Genomic DNA, 17256 nt, shown 5'->3' with positions numbered 1-17256 from the left:
ATGGCCAGGCGTCTCCCCTCGGCACCCCCGCCGCTCCCGGGTTTCACCCCGGTGCGGGTGCTCGGTGCGGGCGGGTTCGCCGACGTCTTCCTGTTCGAGCAGAACATGCCTCGCCGTCAGGTGGCGGTCAAGGTCATGCTGCCCGAGGTCGTCAACGACCAGGTGCGTCGCATGTTCCAGGTGGAGGCCGACCTCATGGCCACCCTCAGCGCGCATCCGTCCATCCTCACGGTCTACGAGGCCGGGGTCTCCTCCGACGGCCGGCCCTACCTCGTCATGGAGCTGTGCTCCTCCTCCCTCGGCCAGAGCTACCGGAGGCAGCCCCTCCCCGTGGCCGAGGTGCTCCGCATCGGCGTCAAGATCGGGGGAGCCCTCCACACCGCACACCAGCAGGGCATCCTGCATCGCGACGTCAAGCCCTCCAACATCCTGCTCACGGCCTACGGCGCCCCCGTGCTCTCGGACTTCGGCATCTCGTCGACGACGCGCGGATCAGCGGCCGCCGAGGCGGTGGGCCTGTCCATCCCCTGGTCGGCGCCGGAGGTGGTGGCGGAGGAGACGCAGGGCACCGTGGCCTCCGAGGTGTGGGCTCTCGCGGCCACCCTGTACTCGCTCCTCGCCGGTCGTTCGCCCTTCGAGGAGGCCGGCACGAAGTCGGCGCCCGGCGATCTGGCGCGGCGCATCGTGAAGTCCCGGCTCCCGGCGATCGGGCGCCACGATGTGCCCGCCTCGCTCGAGCGGGTGCTTGCCGGCGCCCTGTCGAAGAAGCCGGGGGAGCGGCCGGCTTCGGCGCTCGAGCTGCTGCGCGAGCTGCAGGCGGTCGAGACCGAGCTCGGTCTCGGGCAGACCTCGGCCGACATCGCGATGGCGGAGTGGGCGAGCGGCTACGTGCGCGATGACGACGAGCGCACCGTGCTGCACTCGGGCGCGACGACGTCGGCCACGGAGAAGGGGGTGGCGGCCGGAGGGCGGGCACGCCGGGCCCGCCGGCCCGCGGGCTCGAGCGCGGCGCCCGGCCCAGGATCCTCCGACGGCTCGGCTCCCGGCCACCACGGGCGTTCCACCGACTCCGCCGCCGTCTCCCGCACGGCGCTCGAATCGTCCGATCGCACACGCGTGAACGGCGCCCGGGCCGCCGCGGGCACCACGTCCCGCGGTCCGGCCGCAGCCGGGCGCCGCGGTACCGGTGGCCTCCGAGCCGGCCGTCGGCGCACCATCGTCGTCACGGCGGTCGTGGCGGGAGCCGCGCTTCTCGCCGGTATCGGCATCACTCTGTTCGCCCTCGGTCAGTCCGATCCCTCCATCCCGCGCGTCGGTGAGATCACGGCGGTCACGACAGGCGGCCGTATCCTCTTCAGCTGGGACGACCCCGGGCTCGAGCAGGGTGACGGCTACCTCGTGAGCACCGAGGGCGGAGCCGACTCGATGCAGCGAGGGCGTGAGTTCGCCGCGTTCCCCTCGGGAGACTCCTCCGTCTGCATCACGGTCGCCGTGGTGCGCTCCGGCACCACGGGCGAGGCCAGCTCGGAGAAATGCGCAGCACCCGGATGATCTCGCGCTCCGGTGCGGGAGCCTGGCTGCGCGGCCGCCGTTCCCTCGTCACCACTCTCGTCTCGAGCGCCGCGCTCGTGGCGGTCGTGGCCACCACGGCCTTCGTCTCGACCGGCTACACGGCTCAGAAGGTGGAGCTCGACGATGGCGCGGTGTGGCTCACGAGCGATCTGCACCAGGCGGCGGGCCGGGCCAATCCGCAGGTGGGGCTTCTCAATGCCGCCGTGCGGATGGAATCGGGCTCACTCGATGTGGCGCAGCGGGGCCAGACCGTCGTGGTGAGCGACCTCGGGGGTGGTGAGGCGCGGCTCGTCGACACGGCGAACGCCGAGGTGTCCGACACCTTCTCCCTTCCTATCGGCGACGCGACGGTGGAGCTCGGCGATGGTGTGGCCGTGCTCTCCTCGACCACGTCGGGAGACGTCTGGGTAGCCGATCCTGCGGCGCTCGCGGCCTTCGATCCCCAGTCGGCCCCCGATCTCACGCTCGGTGCGGGCGGGAGCGCACTGCTCGGCAGCACGGGGAGCCTGTTCGCCGTGTCGTCGGCGACCGGTTCGGTGTTCACTCGTGCGGATCCGGCATCCGGCGCCCCCACCGGCGAGACCATCGACGCGGAACCCGGGGACCGGCTCTCGCTCACCGCCGTGGGCGACAGGTGGGTGGTCTACGACCACGACGAGCGGCGTCTGTTCACCCGTGAGGGCGACTTCGACCTGTCCGGAAGCGTGGGCGCCGACGACGGCGTCTGGCTGCAGCGGCCCTCCGCCGCGGGGGGATCCGTGCTGCTCGCCACGGGCGGCGCCCTCCTCGAGGTGTCCCTCGCCGACGGCATCGCGAGCACCCGTTCCGAGGGGCACTCCGGCACGAGCGTCGGCCCTGTGCAGGTCGAGGGGTGCTGGTACGCCGCGTGGACCGACGGCCGGTCGTGGGCCAGGTGCGACGGGGTCCCGGTCGGCGACGAGAACGAGGCCGGTGCCGGGGCGGACGCCGGAGTCGAGTCCACCCGCGAGGCCTCCGCGAGCGGCGACGAGCTCGTGTTCCGCACCGACGGAGCCGGCGGCGTGCTGCTCTCCGATCGCGTGACGGGCCGCGCGTGGGACGTCACGCGGCAGAACGCCCTCATCGACGGCTGGGAGGAGCTCCTGCCCGAGCCGCCGGCCGACGAGGAGTCGGACGACGTGGTGACCGACGAGCCCGTCGAGACCGACCCCGCCCAGCGCCCGCCCGTGGCCGGCGACGACGAGCTCGGCGCCCGCCCCGGCCGCACGACGGTGCTCCCCGTGCTGCTGAACGACTACGACCCCAATGGCGACGTGGTCGTCATCGACGGCACGGTCGTCGCCCCGGATGCCGGCTGGACCGTCGACGCCATCGCCGACTCCCAGCAGCTGCAGATCACGCTGCCCCCGGAGGCCTCGGGCGAGGTCGCCTTCGCCTACACGATCTCGGACGGCAGAGGCGGCACCGACGACGCGACGGTGCGCGTGCAGGTGCGGGCCGACGCGGAGAACTCCGCTCCCGTGCAGAGCACCACACCGAGGCTCGACGTGGCGCTCGGCGGCCGGGGCGAGGTGGACATCCGCGCCGACTGGTTCGATCCCGACGGCGACGCCTTCTACCTCCTGCAGGCGAGCACGGCCTCGCCCGATGCCGTCTCGTTCACGCCGGAGGGCGTGCTCACCTTCACCGACTCCGGTCAGGGCACGGGGCAGAAGGAGGTCTCGGTCACGGTGAGCGACGGTGTCTCCTCGACCGCGGGCACCGTGGTCGTGGGGGTGCACGAGGCCGCCGACGTGCCGCTCAGGGCCGAGGGCTTCGTGGCGTTCGTGCACGTGGGGCAGGAGCTCGAGGTCGATCCGCTCGCCCACGTCACAGGCGGGGGCAGCGGCCTCCGGCTCGCCGGGGTGCCCGCCCACGAGGGCTACGGTCTCGCGCCCGACTACGCCGGCGGCACGCTGCGGATCACCGCCGACACGGTGGGGGAGGGGCTCGTCGACTACGCCGTGTCGGACGGTTCGAAGACCGCGTCCGGTGTCATCCGGGTCATCGCCGAACTGCCGCCGGATGCCAGCACGCGCCCGGTCACCGTGCCGCACGCCGCCTTCGCCCGCCAGAACTCGAGCGTCGACGTCGACGTGCTGGCGAGCGACTTCGACCCGGCCGGTGGGGTGCTCATGGTCACCGCAGCCGCCCCGGTCGCCGGAGCCGGCGCCGAAGGCCTCCGGGTGGAGGTGATCGAGCAGAGGCTCCTCCGAATCACCCTCACGCGCCCGCTCGAGACCGGCGGCCTCTCGGTGACGTACACCATCACGAACGGCCTGGCCGAGGCATCCGGCTCTGTCGGTGTCGTGGAGATCCCCGAGCCCGCCGTGCGTCAGCCGCCCGTCGCGACCGCCGACTCCGCGTCGGTTCGGGTGGGCGACGTGGTCGACATCCCCGTGCTCGCCAACGACTCGCAGCCGGACGGCGACGCCCTGAGCCTCAATGCCGACCTCGTGCGCCCGCTCGCCGCCGACGCCGGGCTGCTCTTCACCTCGGGCAGTGTGCTGCGCTACCTGGCACCGTCGACCCCGGGCGACTTCACGGCCGAGTACCGCGTCGACGCCCCGGACGGACAGTGGTCGACCGCCACAGTGACCATGAGCGTGCGTGAGGCCGATCCCACCGTGAACGCCGCTCCCGTCCCCCCTCTCGTCACCGCCAGGGTCGTCGCCGGCGAGACCGTGCGCATCCCGGTCCCGGTGGCCGGGATCGACCCCGACGGCGATTCCGTGCAGTTCGTCGGCATCGACTCGGTGCCCGAGAAGGGCGCCGTGGCCGACAGCGGCAGCGACTGGATCGACTACACGGCAGGGGACTACTCCACGGGCACCGACACCTTCGGTTACACCGTGGTCGACCGTCTCGGAGCGCGGGCCACCGGCACCGTGCGGGTGGGCGTCGGCGCACGCGCCGAGGGGGCGCGGAACCCGGTGGCAGCGCCCGACGAGGTGCTCGTGCGGCCCGGCAAGTCGGTGCTTGTGCGGGTGCTCGAGAACGACTCCGATCCCGAGGGCTCCGCCCTCACCGTGACCGCCGTCGAGCCGCTCGGCGACGGCTCGGGGCCCGCCGCCGTCGCGACGGTCGTCGAGGGCGGCATGCTCTCGGTGGAGACCCCGGCCGAACCCGGCCGCTACGGCTTCCTCTACACGGTCGCCAACGAGCGAGGCGGCACCGGTTCGAGCTTCGCCACCGTCGACGTCCGCCCCGACGCCCCGCTCGCGCGGCCGCTCGTGAGCGACACCGTGCTCACGCTGAGCGACATCCTCGACTCCGACACGGTCGACGTCGACGTGCGCGAGAACGTCTTCTTCGCGGAGGGCGGCGCCGGCGAGCTGTGGCTCTCGGTGCTCCCGGCCTACGCCCGCGTGGCCGAGGTCGTCGGCGGCGAGGTGCGGGTCTCGGTGCGGCCGGAGCGTCAGGTCATCCCCTTCACCCTCGCCCACCCCGACGATCCCGACGTGCGGTCGACCGGCTTCATCTGGGTGCCGGGTCAGGACGACGCCCTGCCCCAGCTGCGCAAGGGCGCTCCCCGACTGAGCGTCGAGTCAGGGCGCGCCCTGCGCATCCCGCTCGCCGAGCAGGTCGTGGCGATCGGCGGAGACGACGTCGTGATCGCCGACCCCAATTCGGTGCGCGCCACCCACGCCGACGGCGGGGCGCTGACCTCGGGTGCGGGCACCCTCGTCTACCGCAGTTCCGAGGGGTACTTCGGCCCGGCCTCGATCTCGTTCGAGGTCGCCGACGGCACGGGGCCCGACGCTCGCACCGCCACCCTCGTGCTGCCCATCACGGTCACCCCGCGCGAGAACCAGCCGCCGGTCTTCGCGGGTGCGGTGCTCGAGGTCGAGCCGGGGGCCCGGCGCGTGGTCGACCTCGCGAAGCTCACCACCTCGACCTCCGGTGCAGGCGACCTCGCCTTCCAGCTGCTCGAACCACGCTCGGCGGGCTTCGGCACGGTGCTGCTCGGTCAGCAGCTCACGATCACCGCTGATCCGGATGCGCGCCTGGGCACCACGGGGGCGCTCTCGATCGGCGTGTCCAGCGGCAGCACGGCCGGCAAGCCGGGGCGGATCTCGCTCACCGTGGTCGCCTCGACCCGGCCTGTCACGGTGCCCGCCGACGACACGGTCATCGCGCCGCGCGGCACCACCACGACCATCGACGTGCTCGCCAACGACGAAGCCACGAATCCGTTCCCCGAGTCGCCCCTCACGGTCACCGCGGTGCGCGGGGTCGACACCGGCTCGTTGCCGGCCGGTCTCACCGTCACCCCGAGCGCCGACCGGCGTCAGCTGCGCATCACGGCGGCGGCCGACGCCCCGCCCTCCGACGTGGCCGTGCAGTACCAGGTGCTCGACGCCACGCGCGATCCGCAGCGGGCCGCGTGGGGCACGGTCCGGATCGCGGTGCAGGACCGGCCGGGCCCCGTCGGCGGGCTGGCGGTCACGGGCTTCGGCGACCGCTCGGTCGACGTCGTGTTCTCGCCGGGCGCTTCGAACAACTCATCCATCACGGGCTTCACGGCCACGGCCCGCTCCGTCTCGGGCGGCACCGTGAGCACCGCGTGCGCGAGCACGCGCTGCGCCGTGCGCACCCCGGGGAACGGTCCGGGTGAAGCCGTCACGATCGGCGTCACGGCGACGAACAACATCGGCGTCTCCGAGCCCACGGCCTACGCCTCGCCGATCTGGTCGGATCTCCTCCCCACCGCTCCCGGCGCGCTGCAGCTCGCCCCGCGCGACGGCGCCCTCGAGGTGCGGTGGTCTCCCGCCGCCGTGGGGGCGGGCGGATCGCCGGTGCGGCAGTACGACGTGAGCGCGGGCGGCAGCCTCGTCGAGACGGTCGATGCGGCAGGCGCCGGATGCGACGGGGCCGGCTGCTCGAGCGTCGTGCGCGGTCTCACCAACGGCTCGCCGGCCACCGTCACGGTGACCGCGCGCAACGACGCCTTCCCGGCGCTCGCGGTCTGGGCGTCGTCGTCGGCCACGGCGACCCCGTTCGGCGCCCCCGCCTCGTCGACGGTCACCGCGGTCACCGGCGGCGGCCTGCCGGCCGGCACCGTCACGCTCAGCTGGGCGGAGTTCCCGGGCAACGGAGACGCCGTGGCCGGCTACTTCGTGCAGCGGCTCACACCAGGCACGACTGCGGCGCCGGGCGGTGCGCAGGCGTGCACGGTCACGACTCCGGCGCCGGGCCGAGTGGTCGCTCCCTCGACCGGCGGCGCCGTCGTGGAGCAGCTCGACCTCGGCCAGGGCGCGCGCTCCGCGGTCTTCTCCGGGCTCACCGCGGTCGACACGAGCTACCCGTTCGTGGTGTGGGGCTACAACGCCGCCGGGTGCACGCCCTCCGCCGTGGTCTCGGCCATGACGGTGCCGAGCCCGGGGGTCGTCGACACGAGCCGGATCGATTCCTCGATGGTTCAGCAGGGTGCGATCGTCGACCTGCAGCTGCGGTCGGTGCCCACCACCTCGCCCGTCACCTCGCCGCGCTACTGGGTGCAGCAGGTCGACGCGGGTGGTGCTCCCGTCGGTTCCGCTCAGTCGTTCACCCTGGGAGGGTTCCCGCGTGCGGTCACGAACGGGGCGTTCGGCGAGGCCTACCGCTACGCCGTGCGGGTCTGCGATCTCGCGAGTGGCATCGAGGTGTGCACGCCCTACTCGGCGCCCCTCACAGCGCCCGCCCCGTCGCTCACGTTCGAGTTCGGATCGGCGCCCGTCTATGACGGCACGAGCTGGAGCTGGCTCTCCGATCCGCCCAACGGCTCGCTCGTGCCCGAGTACAGCTGCGGCTCCACGGCCGCCGCCCCACCCACGCCCGAATCGGGTTCCGGCGTCGTGATCGGCACCACGTGCACCCCGCCCGCCCCCGCGCCGCAGGGCGAGGACGCGTGGCTCCAGCTGAGCCTCGGAGGCTACGAGTTTGTGTACTTTGGCTAACGGAGAGGTGCAGCGCAGATGACGATGACGACGGAGCAGGCGGCGCGGTTCGCCGACGTCTTCGACAAGCTGACCGCGAACATCGAGCAGACGCTCCACGGCAAGTCGCACGTGGTGCGGCTCGCCCTCACCGCGCTCTTCAGCGAAGGCCACCTGCTGCTGGAGGACGCGCCGGGAACGGGCAAGACCTCGCTCGCCCGGGCCATCGCGAGCAGCGTGCGCGGCACGAGCAGCCGCATCCAGTTCACCCCGGATCTCCTGCCGGGTGACATCACGGGCGTCAGCGTCTACGACCAGCCGAGCGGTGCGTTCTCGTTCCACCCGGGGCCGGTGTTCGCGAACATCGTGCTCGCCGACGAGATCAACCGGGCCAGCCCCAAGACCCAGGCCGCCCTGCTCGAGGTCATGGAGGAGGGCACCGTCACGGTCGACGGCGACTCCCACCCCGTGGGCCTGCCGTTCATGGTGATCGCCACGCAGAACCCCATCGAGCAGGCGGGCACCTACCGGCTGCCCGAGGCCCAGCTCGACCGCTTCCTGCTGAAGACCTCGATCGGGTATCCCGACCACGCCACGACGCTGCGCATCCTGGAGGGCGCCACCGAGCGCGCCCATTCCGGCTCCCGCCCGCCCATCATCACCTCCGACGGTGTGACCCTCCTCGCCGCCGAGGCGCGCACGGTGCACGTCGATGCGGCCATCAACGACTACGTCTCGAGGCTCGTGCAGGCCACGCGGGATGCGGGGGAGACGCGACTGGGGGCGAGCGTGCGCGCCGCCCTCGCCCTCATCCGCACCGCCAAGACGTTCGCAGCCTCCGACGGGCGGCACTACGTGGTGCCTGACGATGTGAAGGCGCTCGCGGGCCCCGTCCTGGCCCACCGCCTGGTGCTCGATCCTGAGGCGGAGTTCGACGGCGTGAGCGCCCTCGGCGTCATCTCGCAGATCCTGCTCGACGTCCCGCCGCCCGGGGACGTCCCGACCGCATGAGCGCCCCCCGTCCCGCCGTCGTGGTGACGGCGGGCGGCTGGGCCGTCGCCGCCCTGGCCGTGGCGGGTCTCGTCACAGGATCGCTTCTCGGCTGGCTCGAGCTCGTCACGGCGGGGGCGGTGGCATCGGGTGTGGCGGTGGCGTCGGCCCTCTTCCTCGTGGGGCGCACGGCGGGACGGGTCGAGATCGAGGTGCTCGACCGGCACGTCGTCTCCGGTGGCACGGCGAGCGTCGCCGTGCGTGCCTTCAACGACTCCGGATCCAGGCGGGGAGCGCGCACGGCCGAACTCGCGGTGAGCTCTCGCAGCGAGCCCCCTCGGCTCGAGGCGGTGTCGCTCCCCGCCGTGCCTGCCCGCTCGTCGCGCGAGGTGCGGGTGGAGGTGCCCGCCGTCCGGCGCGGCGTCATCCGTCTGGGGCCCGTGGTCGTCGTGCGGCGCGATCCGCTCGGCCTCGCGCGGCGGGAGTCGGTGCGCTCGGGAGCTGCGGAGCTCTTCGTGCACCCGGCCACGGTGCCGCTCGCCGTGCGCAGCACGGGACTGCTCCGCGACCTGGAGGGCATCCCCACGTCGGATCTGACCGACAGCGACATGTCGTTCCACGCGCTCCGGCCCTACGTGGCGGGAGACGATCGGCGGCACATCCACTGGAAGAGCACGGCCAGGGCCGGGGCGTTCCTGGTGCGCCAGTTCGAGCAGACCAGGCGAAGCCACCTCATCGTCGTGCAGTCCCAGTCGCCCGAGGACTACGCCTCCGACGAGGAGTTCGAGCTGGTGGTGAGCGTGCTGGCCTCGATCGGTGTGCGCGCCATCGCCGACGGGGCCACCGTCTCGGTCTTCTCGGGCGCCCCCGGCCGGTCGGGCGGCTCCGCCGGTGATCGGGTTGTGCGGCCGGCTCGAGCGGCGGGCGTCGCAGCTCGCCGGGTCGGGCGCCTCCGTCCGGCTGCGTCGCCCCGGCGCAGCGGCCGGCTCCGCACGAGCGCCCCGCGCGATCTCCTCGACGACCTCAGCGGTGTGGAGGAGGTGCCCGGCGCCGCACGGCTCACCGCCGTGGCGAGGGCGGTGGGAGAGTCGGCGGCCGATGCCTCGGTCGTGTTCCTCGCCTGCGGCAGCACCGTGACCGCCCGACAGCTCCGGGCGGCCGCCTCGCACTTCGCGACCGGCGTCGAGGTCGTCGCCGTGGTCGCCGAGCCCGAAGCCGAGCCGGCACTCGTGCGCATCGACGCCCTGCGCATCACCCGCATCGGCTACCTCGACGACCTCGTGCGAGCCCTCACCCGGGCGGTGGGCGTGTGAGCCGGGCTCACGACCCCGCATCGGGCGCGCAGCGGATCGGCCGCACGCTGCTCGCGGCCGCGCTCGTCGAGGTGCTCGTGCTCGTGGCTGCCGCGACCTGGTGGCCGGTCTACGAGTCCGCCGCCTTCGCCATCCTGGCGGCCGTCACGGTCACCGTCGGCACACTGATCGGCGTCGCCGGCGCGGCCCTCCGCTGGCCGGGCCCCGCGGTGCTCGGAGCCACCGTGCTCGCGTGGCTCGTGCTCGGTGTTCCCCTCGCCGTGCCGGCGAAGGCGCTCTGGGGGGTGCTCCCCACCCCCGCCGGTCTCGCCGACCTGGTCGTCACGACGGGCACGGGCTGGCGCCAGCTGCTCACGATCTCCCTGCCTGTCGGCGACTACCAGGCGCTCCTCGTGCCCGTCTTCGCGCTGCTGCTCGCCGCGTCCGTCGCCGGGGTCTCCGTCGCGCTCCGCACGCGACTGCCCGTGCTCGCACTGCTGCCGGCGTTGGCCGTGCTCGTCGCGGGCATCGCCTTCGGCGGCCAGGAGGCGCTCGCGCCGGTCGTCGTGGGCTGCCTCTTCGCCGTGCTGGCGATGCTCTGGGTCGGGTTCACCCGGGCGGTGCCGCCTGCGCCTGGCACTCCGCCCTCGCGTTCCGGCAGGCGGCGTGCTCCGCGCCTCGTCGGTGCGGTGGGCGTGGTGGCGGCCGGGCTCGCGGGCGCGCTCGTCGTCGGGGTCCTGGTACCGGGATCCGCCACGGCCTGGGCACCGGGCTCGCCCGTCGACCGTGCGACCCTGCGCGAGACCGTCGAGCAGCCTTTCGATCCGAGCGAGCAGCCGAGCCCGCTCTCGGCCTACCGCTCGTTCGTGGCGGCCCCGGCCGACTCGACGATCATGCTCACGGTCGAGGGTGCGCGTGCCGGTGAGCGGATCGTGCTCGCGCGCATGGACGACTACGACGGTGTGGTGTACGACGTGGGGCCTGCCGGTGGAGCCTCCGGTGACGCCGGTGCCCTGTTCTCCCGCGTGCCCGAGCGGTTGGTGGCCACGGGATCCGAGTCACACACCGCCGGGGAGAATGCCACGGCTGCGCGGCGCACGCTCGACGTCTCGATCGGTGCGTACTCGGGCTTCTGGGTGCCCACAGCCGGCGAACCCGAGGCCGTGCGCTTCTGGGGGGCGGACGCCGCCGCGCTGCAGGACTCGCTCTTCTACAGTCCGGACCTCAGCACCGCCGCCGACCTCGAGGGCCTCGCCGAGGGCGACGGCTACCTGCTCGAGGTGAGCGGTGCCGTGCTGCCCGCCGACCCGTCGGGAGTCACACCCGGAGCTGCCGTGCGGGTGCAGCAGGCCGGGGTTCCGGATGCCGTCGCGACCCGCTCGGCCGAGTGGGCGCCGGAGTCCCGTTCGGCGGGTGCCCGCCTCGCCGGCATCGTGGCGGGGCTCCGCTCGGGCTACCTGTCGAGCAGCCGGGAGGGCGAGGTCTTCTCGCGCTCGGGACACGGCGCCGACCGCCTGCAAGAGCTCCTCACGGCCAGTCCCATGGTGGGCGACGCGGAGCAGTACGCCGCCGCCGGCGCCCTCCTCGCCGAGGCCGCGGGCTTCCCGGCGCGCGTCGCCCTCGGCTTCGCCGTGCCCGGCAGCGAGACCGGGGCCGCAGCCTCGACCGGCGACACCGCAGCCCCGGCCGGCGACGCAGCCGCCTCGGTGGACGGCCCCGTCGCCCTCCGCGGCGGCGACGCGACCGCCTGGGTGGAGGTCTACACGGCCGAGGAGGGCTGGCTCGCCCTCGACGTCACGCCCGAACCCCGGCCTGTCCCGGCCGCCGCCACCGACGACAGCAGCACGGCCGTGCGCCCGCCCGACGTCGTTCCGCCGGCTCCCGACGGCGTCGACGACTCGATCGACCAGGCGCCGCTCGAGCAGGACGACACCGATCCGCCGCCGACCGACACCCTCGCACCGCTCCTGCTGCAGATCGCGCTGATCGCGGGCCTCTCGCTCGCGGTCCTCGCCGCGCTCCTGGCTCCCTTCCTCACCGTGCTCGCCCTCAAGCGCCGCAGGCGGAGCCGACGGCGCAGCAGCGGAGCGCCGCGAGCCCGCGCCGCCGGCAGCTGGGCCGAGCTGCTCGACGCCGCGCGCGACACCGACCTGCCGCTCCCCACCTCGGCCACCCGCCGTGAGGCCGCGGTCGCGCTGGCGCACACGGACGGCGAGCCCGGCACGACATCCGGTGACCGGCGGGCGGTGACTCCCGGCGCCGTCGCTCTCGCGCAGCGCGTCGACGAGGCCCTCTACGGCCCGGTCGAGCCCGCGGAGGCGCAACTCGCGGCGCTCTGGAGTGCCTCAGACACCGAGCGCCGACGGCTCCTCGACCGGGGCGGACGGCTCGCCCGGCTGCGGGCCCGGCTGTCGACCAGGTCGTTGCGCCCGTATCATGGCAAGCACGACGACAGGCAGGACAAGCAGTGAAGTGCAGAACGTGCGGCACGACTCTGAGCGCCGGAGCCCTGCTCTGCGGAGAGTGCGGAACCTCGGCGATCGCGCCACGGCCCACCCTCGGCGACACGGCCCGACACGACCGCAAGGCCCTCCTCGACGCGATCGTGCGCGAGCAGCGCCGCACGGCCGCGCTGCAGCAGCCCGCCCCCGCGCAGCCCACGCCCGAGCATCCGCCCCGCCACGCCGCACCGCCGCCCGCCGCCCGCCGCACCGGCTCCCTCTTCAGCCTCGTCTTCAGCACGGGTGAGAGCATCCGCGTCTCCGGCGATGGCCTCGTGGGCCGCAACCCCGCTCCGGCACCCGGGGAGCGCTTCGACTACCTCGTGCAGGTCGTCGATCCCGAACGCAGCGTCTCCAAGACCCATCTGGCGTTCGGTGTCGACGAGGGCGAGCTCTGGGTAGCCGACCGCGGCTCGTCGAACGGCACGCGGGTGGGTCTCGACCTCGTCGATCCCCGCGAGCTCGTCGCGGGCGAGCGCGTGCGTGTGCCGCGCGGCACGCGCGTGGGCATCGGCGATCAGTGGTTCGACGTGCACTGAACCCGGAACAGACGAGATCGACCGTCATCGGCGCCCGCGGGAACCGATTTCGTAAAACCTATGTTTCGATCTGATGTAGTTCGTCGTCCTCGCTGTCGGAGCCGAGAAGCCCTGTGCCACTATCGGAACACTGTTTTTCCGTGAGTGAGAGGCCCACCGTGCGCGCACCGCAAGACCCGATGATCCTCCAGGCCATCCGTCACTCCCAGGCCCTGCAGAAGGCCAGATCCGTCTCCCTCAGCCGCCGCGGCTTCCTCGGTGCAGCGGGAATGAGCGCCACCGCTCTCGCCCTCGCGGCCTGCTCCTCGGGCGGCCAGCGCGCCGACCTCACCCCCGCGAAAGACGTCTCGGCCACCGAGAAGACGCTCGCCTGGAGCAACTGGCCCGCCTACATGGATGAGGACGACGACGGCAACTACCCGACGCTCATCGGCTTCGAGGACGAGTCCGGCATCACCGTGACCTACAACGTCGACGTCGACGACAACAACAGCTACTACGCCAAGGTCAAGGACCAGCTGGCCCTCGGCCAGGACATCGGCGCCGACACCGTCTGCCTCACCGACTGGATGGTGGCCCGACTGGTGCGCCAGGGCTACGTGCAGGAGCTCGACCGCGCCAACATCCCGAACATCGCGAATCTCAGCGAGTCGTTCGCGAACCCCGACTTCGACCCGGGCCGCAAGCTCTCGCTGCCCTGGCAGGGCGGCTTCGCGGGCATCTGCTGGAACAAGGAGAAGGTGCCGGCGGGCCTGAAGAGCGTCGAAGACCTGTGGGATCCCGCACTCAAGGGCCGCGTGGGCGTGCTCTCCGAGATGCGCGACACCATCGGCCTCATCATGCTCGCCCAGGGCGCCGACATCACGGGCGAGTGGGGCGACGACGACTTCGCGAATGCCATGGACGCCTTCACCCAGCAGGTCGAGGACGGCCAGATCCGCAACATCAAGGGCAACGCCTACCTCAACGACCTCCAGTCGGAGGACACCTTCGCCGCCATCTGCTGGTCCGGCGACATCACGAGCCTCAACGCCACGGCGGGCGACAAGTGGGAGTTCGCTATCCCGGATGCCGGTGGCACGCTCTGGAACGACACCTTCGTGGTGCCCATGGGCTCGGCCCACAAGGCCAACGCCGAGGCCGTCATGAACTACTACTACGAGCCCGAGGTGGCCGCCGAGCTCGCCGCCTGGGTCAACTACGTCACCCCGGTGGTCGGCGCCAAGGAGGCGATGGACCTCATCGACCCCGAGCTCGCCTCCGACCAGCTGATCTTCCCGGACGAGGAGACGCTCAGCACCGTGCACGTCTTCCGCACCCTCACCCCGCAGGAGGAGAACGACTACCAGGCCCAGTTCCAGAAGGTGCTGCTGGGCAGCTGATGGCGACGTCATCCACGAAGTCCGGAGCATCCTTCGCCGAGAGCGGCGCCGACCTCGAGCTCACCGGCATCTCCAAGAGGTTTCCGGGCTTCACGGCCATCGATTCGCTCGACCTGCAGATCCCGGCCGGTTCGTTCTTCGCCCTGCTCGGCCCCTCCGGCTGCGGCAAGACCACCACGCTACGGCTCGTGGCGGGGCTCGAGGAGCCCACCGCGGGGCGCATCCTGATCGGCGGCAAGGACGTGACCGACACCAAGCCGTTCCAGCGGCCGGTCAACACGGTGTTCCAGTCGTACGCGCTCTTCCCGCACATGACGATCCTCGAGAACGTCGCCTTCGGCCTCCGCCGGCGCCGCATCCGCGATGCCGTCGCGAAGGCCCACGAGGCGCTCGCCCTCGTCGAGCTCGACCACGTCTCGTCCCGCCGCCCCGCCCAGCTCTCGGGCGGCCAGCAGCAGCGCGTCGCGCTCGCCCGCGCCATCGTGAACCGGCCCGCCCTGCTGCTGCTCGACGAGCCGCTCGGCGCGCTCGACCTCAAGCTCCGCCGACAGATGCAGCTCGAGCTGAAGGCCATCCAGACCGAGGTGGGCCTCACCTTCCTGCACGTCACGCACGACCAGGAGGAGGCCATGACCATGGCCGACACCGTCGCGGTCATGAACAAAGGGCGGATCGAGCAGATGGGCGCCCCCGAGGAGCTCTACGAGCTGCCCCGCACGGCGTTCGTGGCCAATTTCCTCGGCCAGTCGAACCTCTTCACGGGCGAGGTCGTGGCGGCCACGGCGGATGCCATCACCGTCGACGTCGGCGGCGTCCCGGTGGTCGTGCCCCGCGCCCGTTCTCAGCGGCACTCCGGCGAGGTCGCGATCGGCGTGCGCCCGGAGAAGGTGACGCTGCTCACCGAGGCGCCTCTCCCGCAAGCGGGCCGCAACGTCTTCGGGCCCGGGCGGGTCACGGATGTCTCGTTCTCGGGAGTCAGCACCCAGTACCTCGTGGAGGTGCCCGGCGCGGGCGAGCTCGTGGTGTTCGCGCAGAACATGGTGTTCGGGCCGGTCGTGCAGGTCGGCGCCGAGGTGTGGCTGTCCTGGAACGCCGACCACGGCTTCGGGCTCGACGACGACCCCGGCACGGTGCCGCGTTTCGTGCCCGACGCCTCGACCGAGTCGATCGCCATCCAGCGCCGGATCGCGCTGGAAGAAGAGCTGGAACAGGCCTAGCCGCCGTGGCCTTCACCGCCTTCGCCTCGCAGACGACGGTCGAGCAGGCGCCCAGGAAGCGCAGCTTCGTGGCGCTCGTGCTGCTCCTCCCGGGCATCGCCTACCTCCTGCTGTTCTTCCTCACCCCGCTCATCTCGCTCGTCATCACCTCCTTCCAGGAGCCGGATCTCTACGGCGACATCGGCGACTACGTCACGGCGTTCCGCTGGGAGAACTACGTCGACGCGGTGGGGGAGTACTGGCCGCTCATCCTGCGCGCCTTCGGCTACGCGCTCGTCGCCACCGTGCTCGCCCTCGTGATCAGCTACCCCATCGCCTACTTCATCGGGGTGAAGGCAAGGCGGTTCCCGCTGCTGCAGAGCCTCCTGCTCACGCTCGTGATCGCCCCGTTCTTCATCAGCTTCCTGCTGCGCACCCTGGCCTGGAAGCAGATCATGTCGGATGAGGGGCCGGTCGTGGTCTTCCTCAAATCGATCGCCGTCCTGCCCTCCGACGGGCACCTCACGGGCACGGCGTTCTCGGTGATCTTCGGTCTCACCTACAACTTCATCCCGTTCATGACGCTGCCGCTCTACGCCACCCTCGAGCGGCTCGATACGCGCTACCTCGAGGCGGGTGCCGACCTCTATGCGAGTCCGTTCACCGTCTTCCGCACGGTGACCGTGCCGCTGTCGATGCCCGGGATCGTCTCGGGCACCCTGCTCACCTTCATCCCGGCGGCCGGCGACTACATCAACGCCAGTCGCGACTTCCTCGGGTCGTCGTCGACGGCCATGGTGGGCAACGCGATCGAGGCGAACTTCCTCGTGCTGCAGAACTATCCGGCCGCGGCCGCCCTGTCGATCGTGCTGATGGCCGTCATCCTCGTGATCGTCGGAGTGTACGTCCGCCGCACCGGAACGGAGGATCTCGTATGAGGCGCCGCACGAAGGGCCTCGGGCTCTGGATCTACACCTTCATCGCGCTCGCGTTCCTCCTCATCCCGATCGTCTACACGTTCGTGTTCTCGTTCAACGACTCCGGCAAGCTCAACATCGCCTGGCAGGGGTTCACGCTCGAGAAGTGGGCCACGGTGTGCACCGTGCAGGGGCTCTGCGAGGCATTCGGCAACAGCATCCTGGTGGGGCTCACCTCGACGGTGCTCGCCACCGCGCTCGGCACGCTCATCGCCATCGCGCTCGTGCGCTACCGGTTCAAGGCACGCTCGGCCATCAGCCTGCTGCTGTTCCTGCCGATGGCGACCCCCGAGGTGGTGCTCGGCGCGGGGCTCGCGGCCCAGTTCCTCACGGTGGGGGTCGAGAAGGGGCTCGGCACCATCATCCTGGCCCACACGATGTTCTGCATCAGCTTCGTGGTGGTCACGGTCAAGGCGCGGGTCGCCTCGCTCGACCCGGCGCTCGAGGAGGCGGGCCGGGACCTGTACGGCTCGCCGGGACAGGTCTTCTGGCGCATCACGTTCCCGCTGCTGGTGCCCGGCATCGCGGCGGCCGCCCTGCTGTCGTTCGCCCTGAGCTTCGACGACTTCATCATCACGAACTTCAACTCGGGAGCCGTCGACACCTTCCCGAAGTTCATCTACATCGCCGCCGCCCGAGGGATCCCGGCCCAGGTGAACGTCATCGCCTCGGCGGTCTTCCTCCTGGCGATCGTGCTCGTCGTGGTGGCGCAGGTCTCCCGGGCGGCGCGGGCGAAGAGGTCGAGTGCTTCCTAGCCGCGCCGCCGCCTCTGCGGCGCGGGGGGACATGTGGCTGTGTTCTTGCCGCGCCGCCGCCTCTGCGGCGCGGGGGGCATGTGGCGCGGGCGTCGCTGCGCGGCGACCGTGCCACC

At 72.3% G+C, this 17256-nt stretch carries 10 protein-coding genes; all 10 read left to right on the top strand.

Features of this window, described 5'->3' with window-relative positions:
- The 10 genes from N1028_RS10900 (at position 1) to N1028_RS10855 (ending at position 17140) form a co-directional block, all read left to right on the top strand.
- Positions 1 to 1551, top strand: coding sequence for a serine/threonine-protein kinase (locus tag N1028_RS10900; protein ID WP_259528505.1), 1551 nt, complete (start codon positions 1 to 3; stop codon positions 1549 to 1551).
- Positions 1533 to 7529 (top strand): Ig-like domain-containing protein, encoded by a 5997-nt coding sequence (locus N1028_RS10895; RefSeq protein WP_259528504.1) that lies wholly within the window; start codon positions 1533 to 1535, stop codon positions 7527 to 7529. The genes N1028_RS10900 and N1028_RS10895 overlap by 19 nt, the downstream gene beginning before the upstream one ends.
- A gap of 18 nt (positions 7530 to 7547) precedes the next feature.
- Positions 7548 to 8519: an AAA family ATPase gene (locus N1028_RS10890; protein WP_259528503.1), complete on the top strand. Its 972-nt coding sequence runs from the start codon at positions 7548 to 7550 to the stop codon at positions 8517 to 8519.
- A complete protein-coding gene (locus N1028_RS10885) occupies positions 8516 to 9811 on the top strand; it encodes a DUF58 domain-containing protein (protein WP_259528502.1) in 1296 nt (431 codons plus the stop codon). Before N1028_RS10890 ends, N1028_RS10885 begins: the two co-directional genes overlap by 4 nt.
- Positions 9808 to 12261 carry a transglutaminaseTgpA domain-containing protein gene (locus tag N1028_RS10880; protein ID WP_259528495.1) on the top strand — a complete coding sequence of 818 codons (2454 nt, stop codon included), beginning with the start codon at positions 9808 to 9810 and terminating at the stop codon, positions 12259 to 12261. The genes N1028_RS10885 and N1028_RS10880 overlap by 4 nt, the downstream gene beginning before the upstream one ends.
- Entirely contained in the window at positions 12258 to 12830 is a 573-nt protein-coding gene (locus tag N1028_RS10875; RefSeq protein ID WP_259528484.1) for an FHA domain-containing protein, read from the top strand. The genes N1028_RS10880 and N1028_RS10875 overlap by 4 nt, the downstream gene beginning before the upstream one ends.
- A 140-nt stretch (positions 12831 to 12970) precedes the next feature.
- A complete protein-coding gene (locus tag N1028_RS10870; protein WP_259528474.1) occupies positions 12971 to 14212 on the top strand; it encodes an ABC transporter substrate-binding protein in 1242 nt (413 codons plus the stop codon).
- The gene (locus N1028_RS10865) at positions 14212 to 15429 is read left to right on the top strand and encodes an ABC transporter ATP-binding protein (RefSeq protein WP_259528472.1); all 1218 of its coding nucleotides are present in this window, start codon (positions 14212 to 14214) and stop codon (positions 15427 to 15429) included. The genes N1028_RS10870 and N1028_RS10865 overlap by 1 nt, the downstream gene beginning before the upstream one ends.
- A 5-nt stretch (positions 15430 to 15434) precedes the next feature.
- Positions 15435 to 16346 (top strand): ABC transporter permease, encoded by a 912-nt coding sequence (locus tag N1028_RS10860; protein WP_259528461.1) that lies wholly within the window; start codon positions 15435 to 15437, stop codon positions 16344 to 16346.
- Positions 16343 to 17140, top strand: a complete 798-nt coding sequence (locus N1028_RS10855; protein ID WP_259528459.1) for an ABC transporter permease — start codon at positions 16343 to 16345, stop codon at positions 17138 to 17140. The genes N1028_RS10860 and N1028_RS10855 overlap by 4 nt, the downstream gene beginning before the upstream one ends.
- Positions 17141 to 17256 lie beyond the last annotated feature (116 nt).

The organism is Herbiconiux oxytropis, assembly GCF_024979315.1.
Lineage (GTDB): Bacteria > Actinomycetota > Actinomycetes > Actinomycetales > Microbacteriaceae > Herbiconiux > Herbiconiux oxytropis.
The sequence above is the reverse complement of the archived record's forward strand: the minus strand, read 5'-3'. Positions and strand labels throughout refer to the sequence as shown.

Coding starts and splice junctions, on each gene's coding strand:
- N1028_RS10865 (WP_259528472.1), top strand. CDS start 14,212: ATGGCGACGTCATCCACGAAGTCCGGAGCATCCTTCGCCGAGAGCGGC.
- N1028_RS10895 (WP_259528504.1), top strand. CDS start 1,533: ATGCGCAGCACCCGGATGATCTCGCGCTCCGGTGCGGGAGCCTGGCTG.
- N1028_RS10885 (WP_259528502.1), top strand. CDS start 8,516: ATGAGCGCCCCCCGTCCCGCCGTCGTGGTGACGGCGGGCGGCTGGGCC.
- N1028_RS10855 (WP_259528459.1), top strand. CDS start 16,343: ATGAGGCGCCGCACGAAGGGCCTCGGGCTCTGGATCTACACCTTCATC.
- N1028_RS10900 (WP_259528505.1), top strand. CDS start 1: ATGGCCAGGCGTCTCCCCTCGGCACCCCCGCCGCTCCCGGGTTTCACC.
- N1028_RS10890 (WP_259528503.1), top strand. CDS start 7,548: ATGACGATGACGACGGAGCAGGCGGCGCGGTTCGCCGACGTCTTCGAC.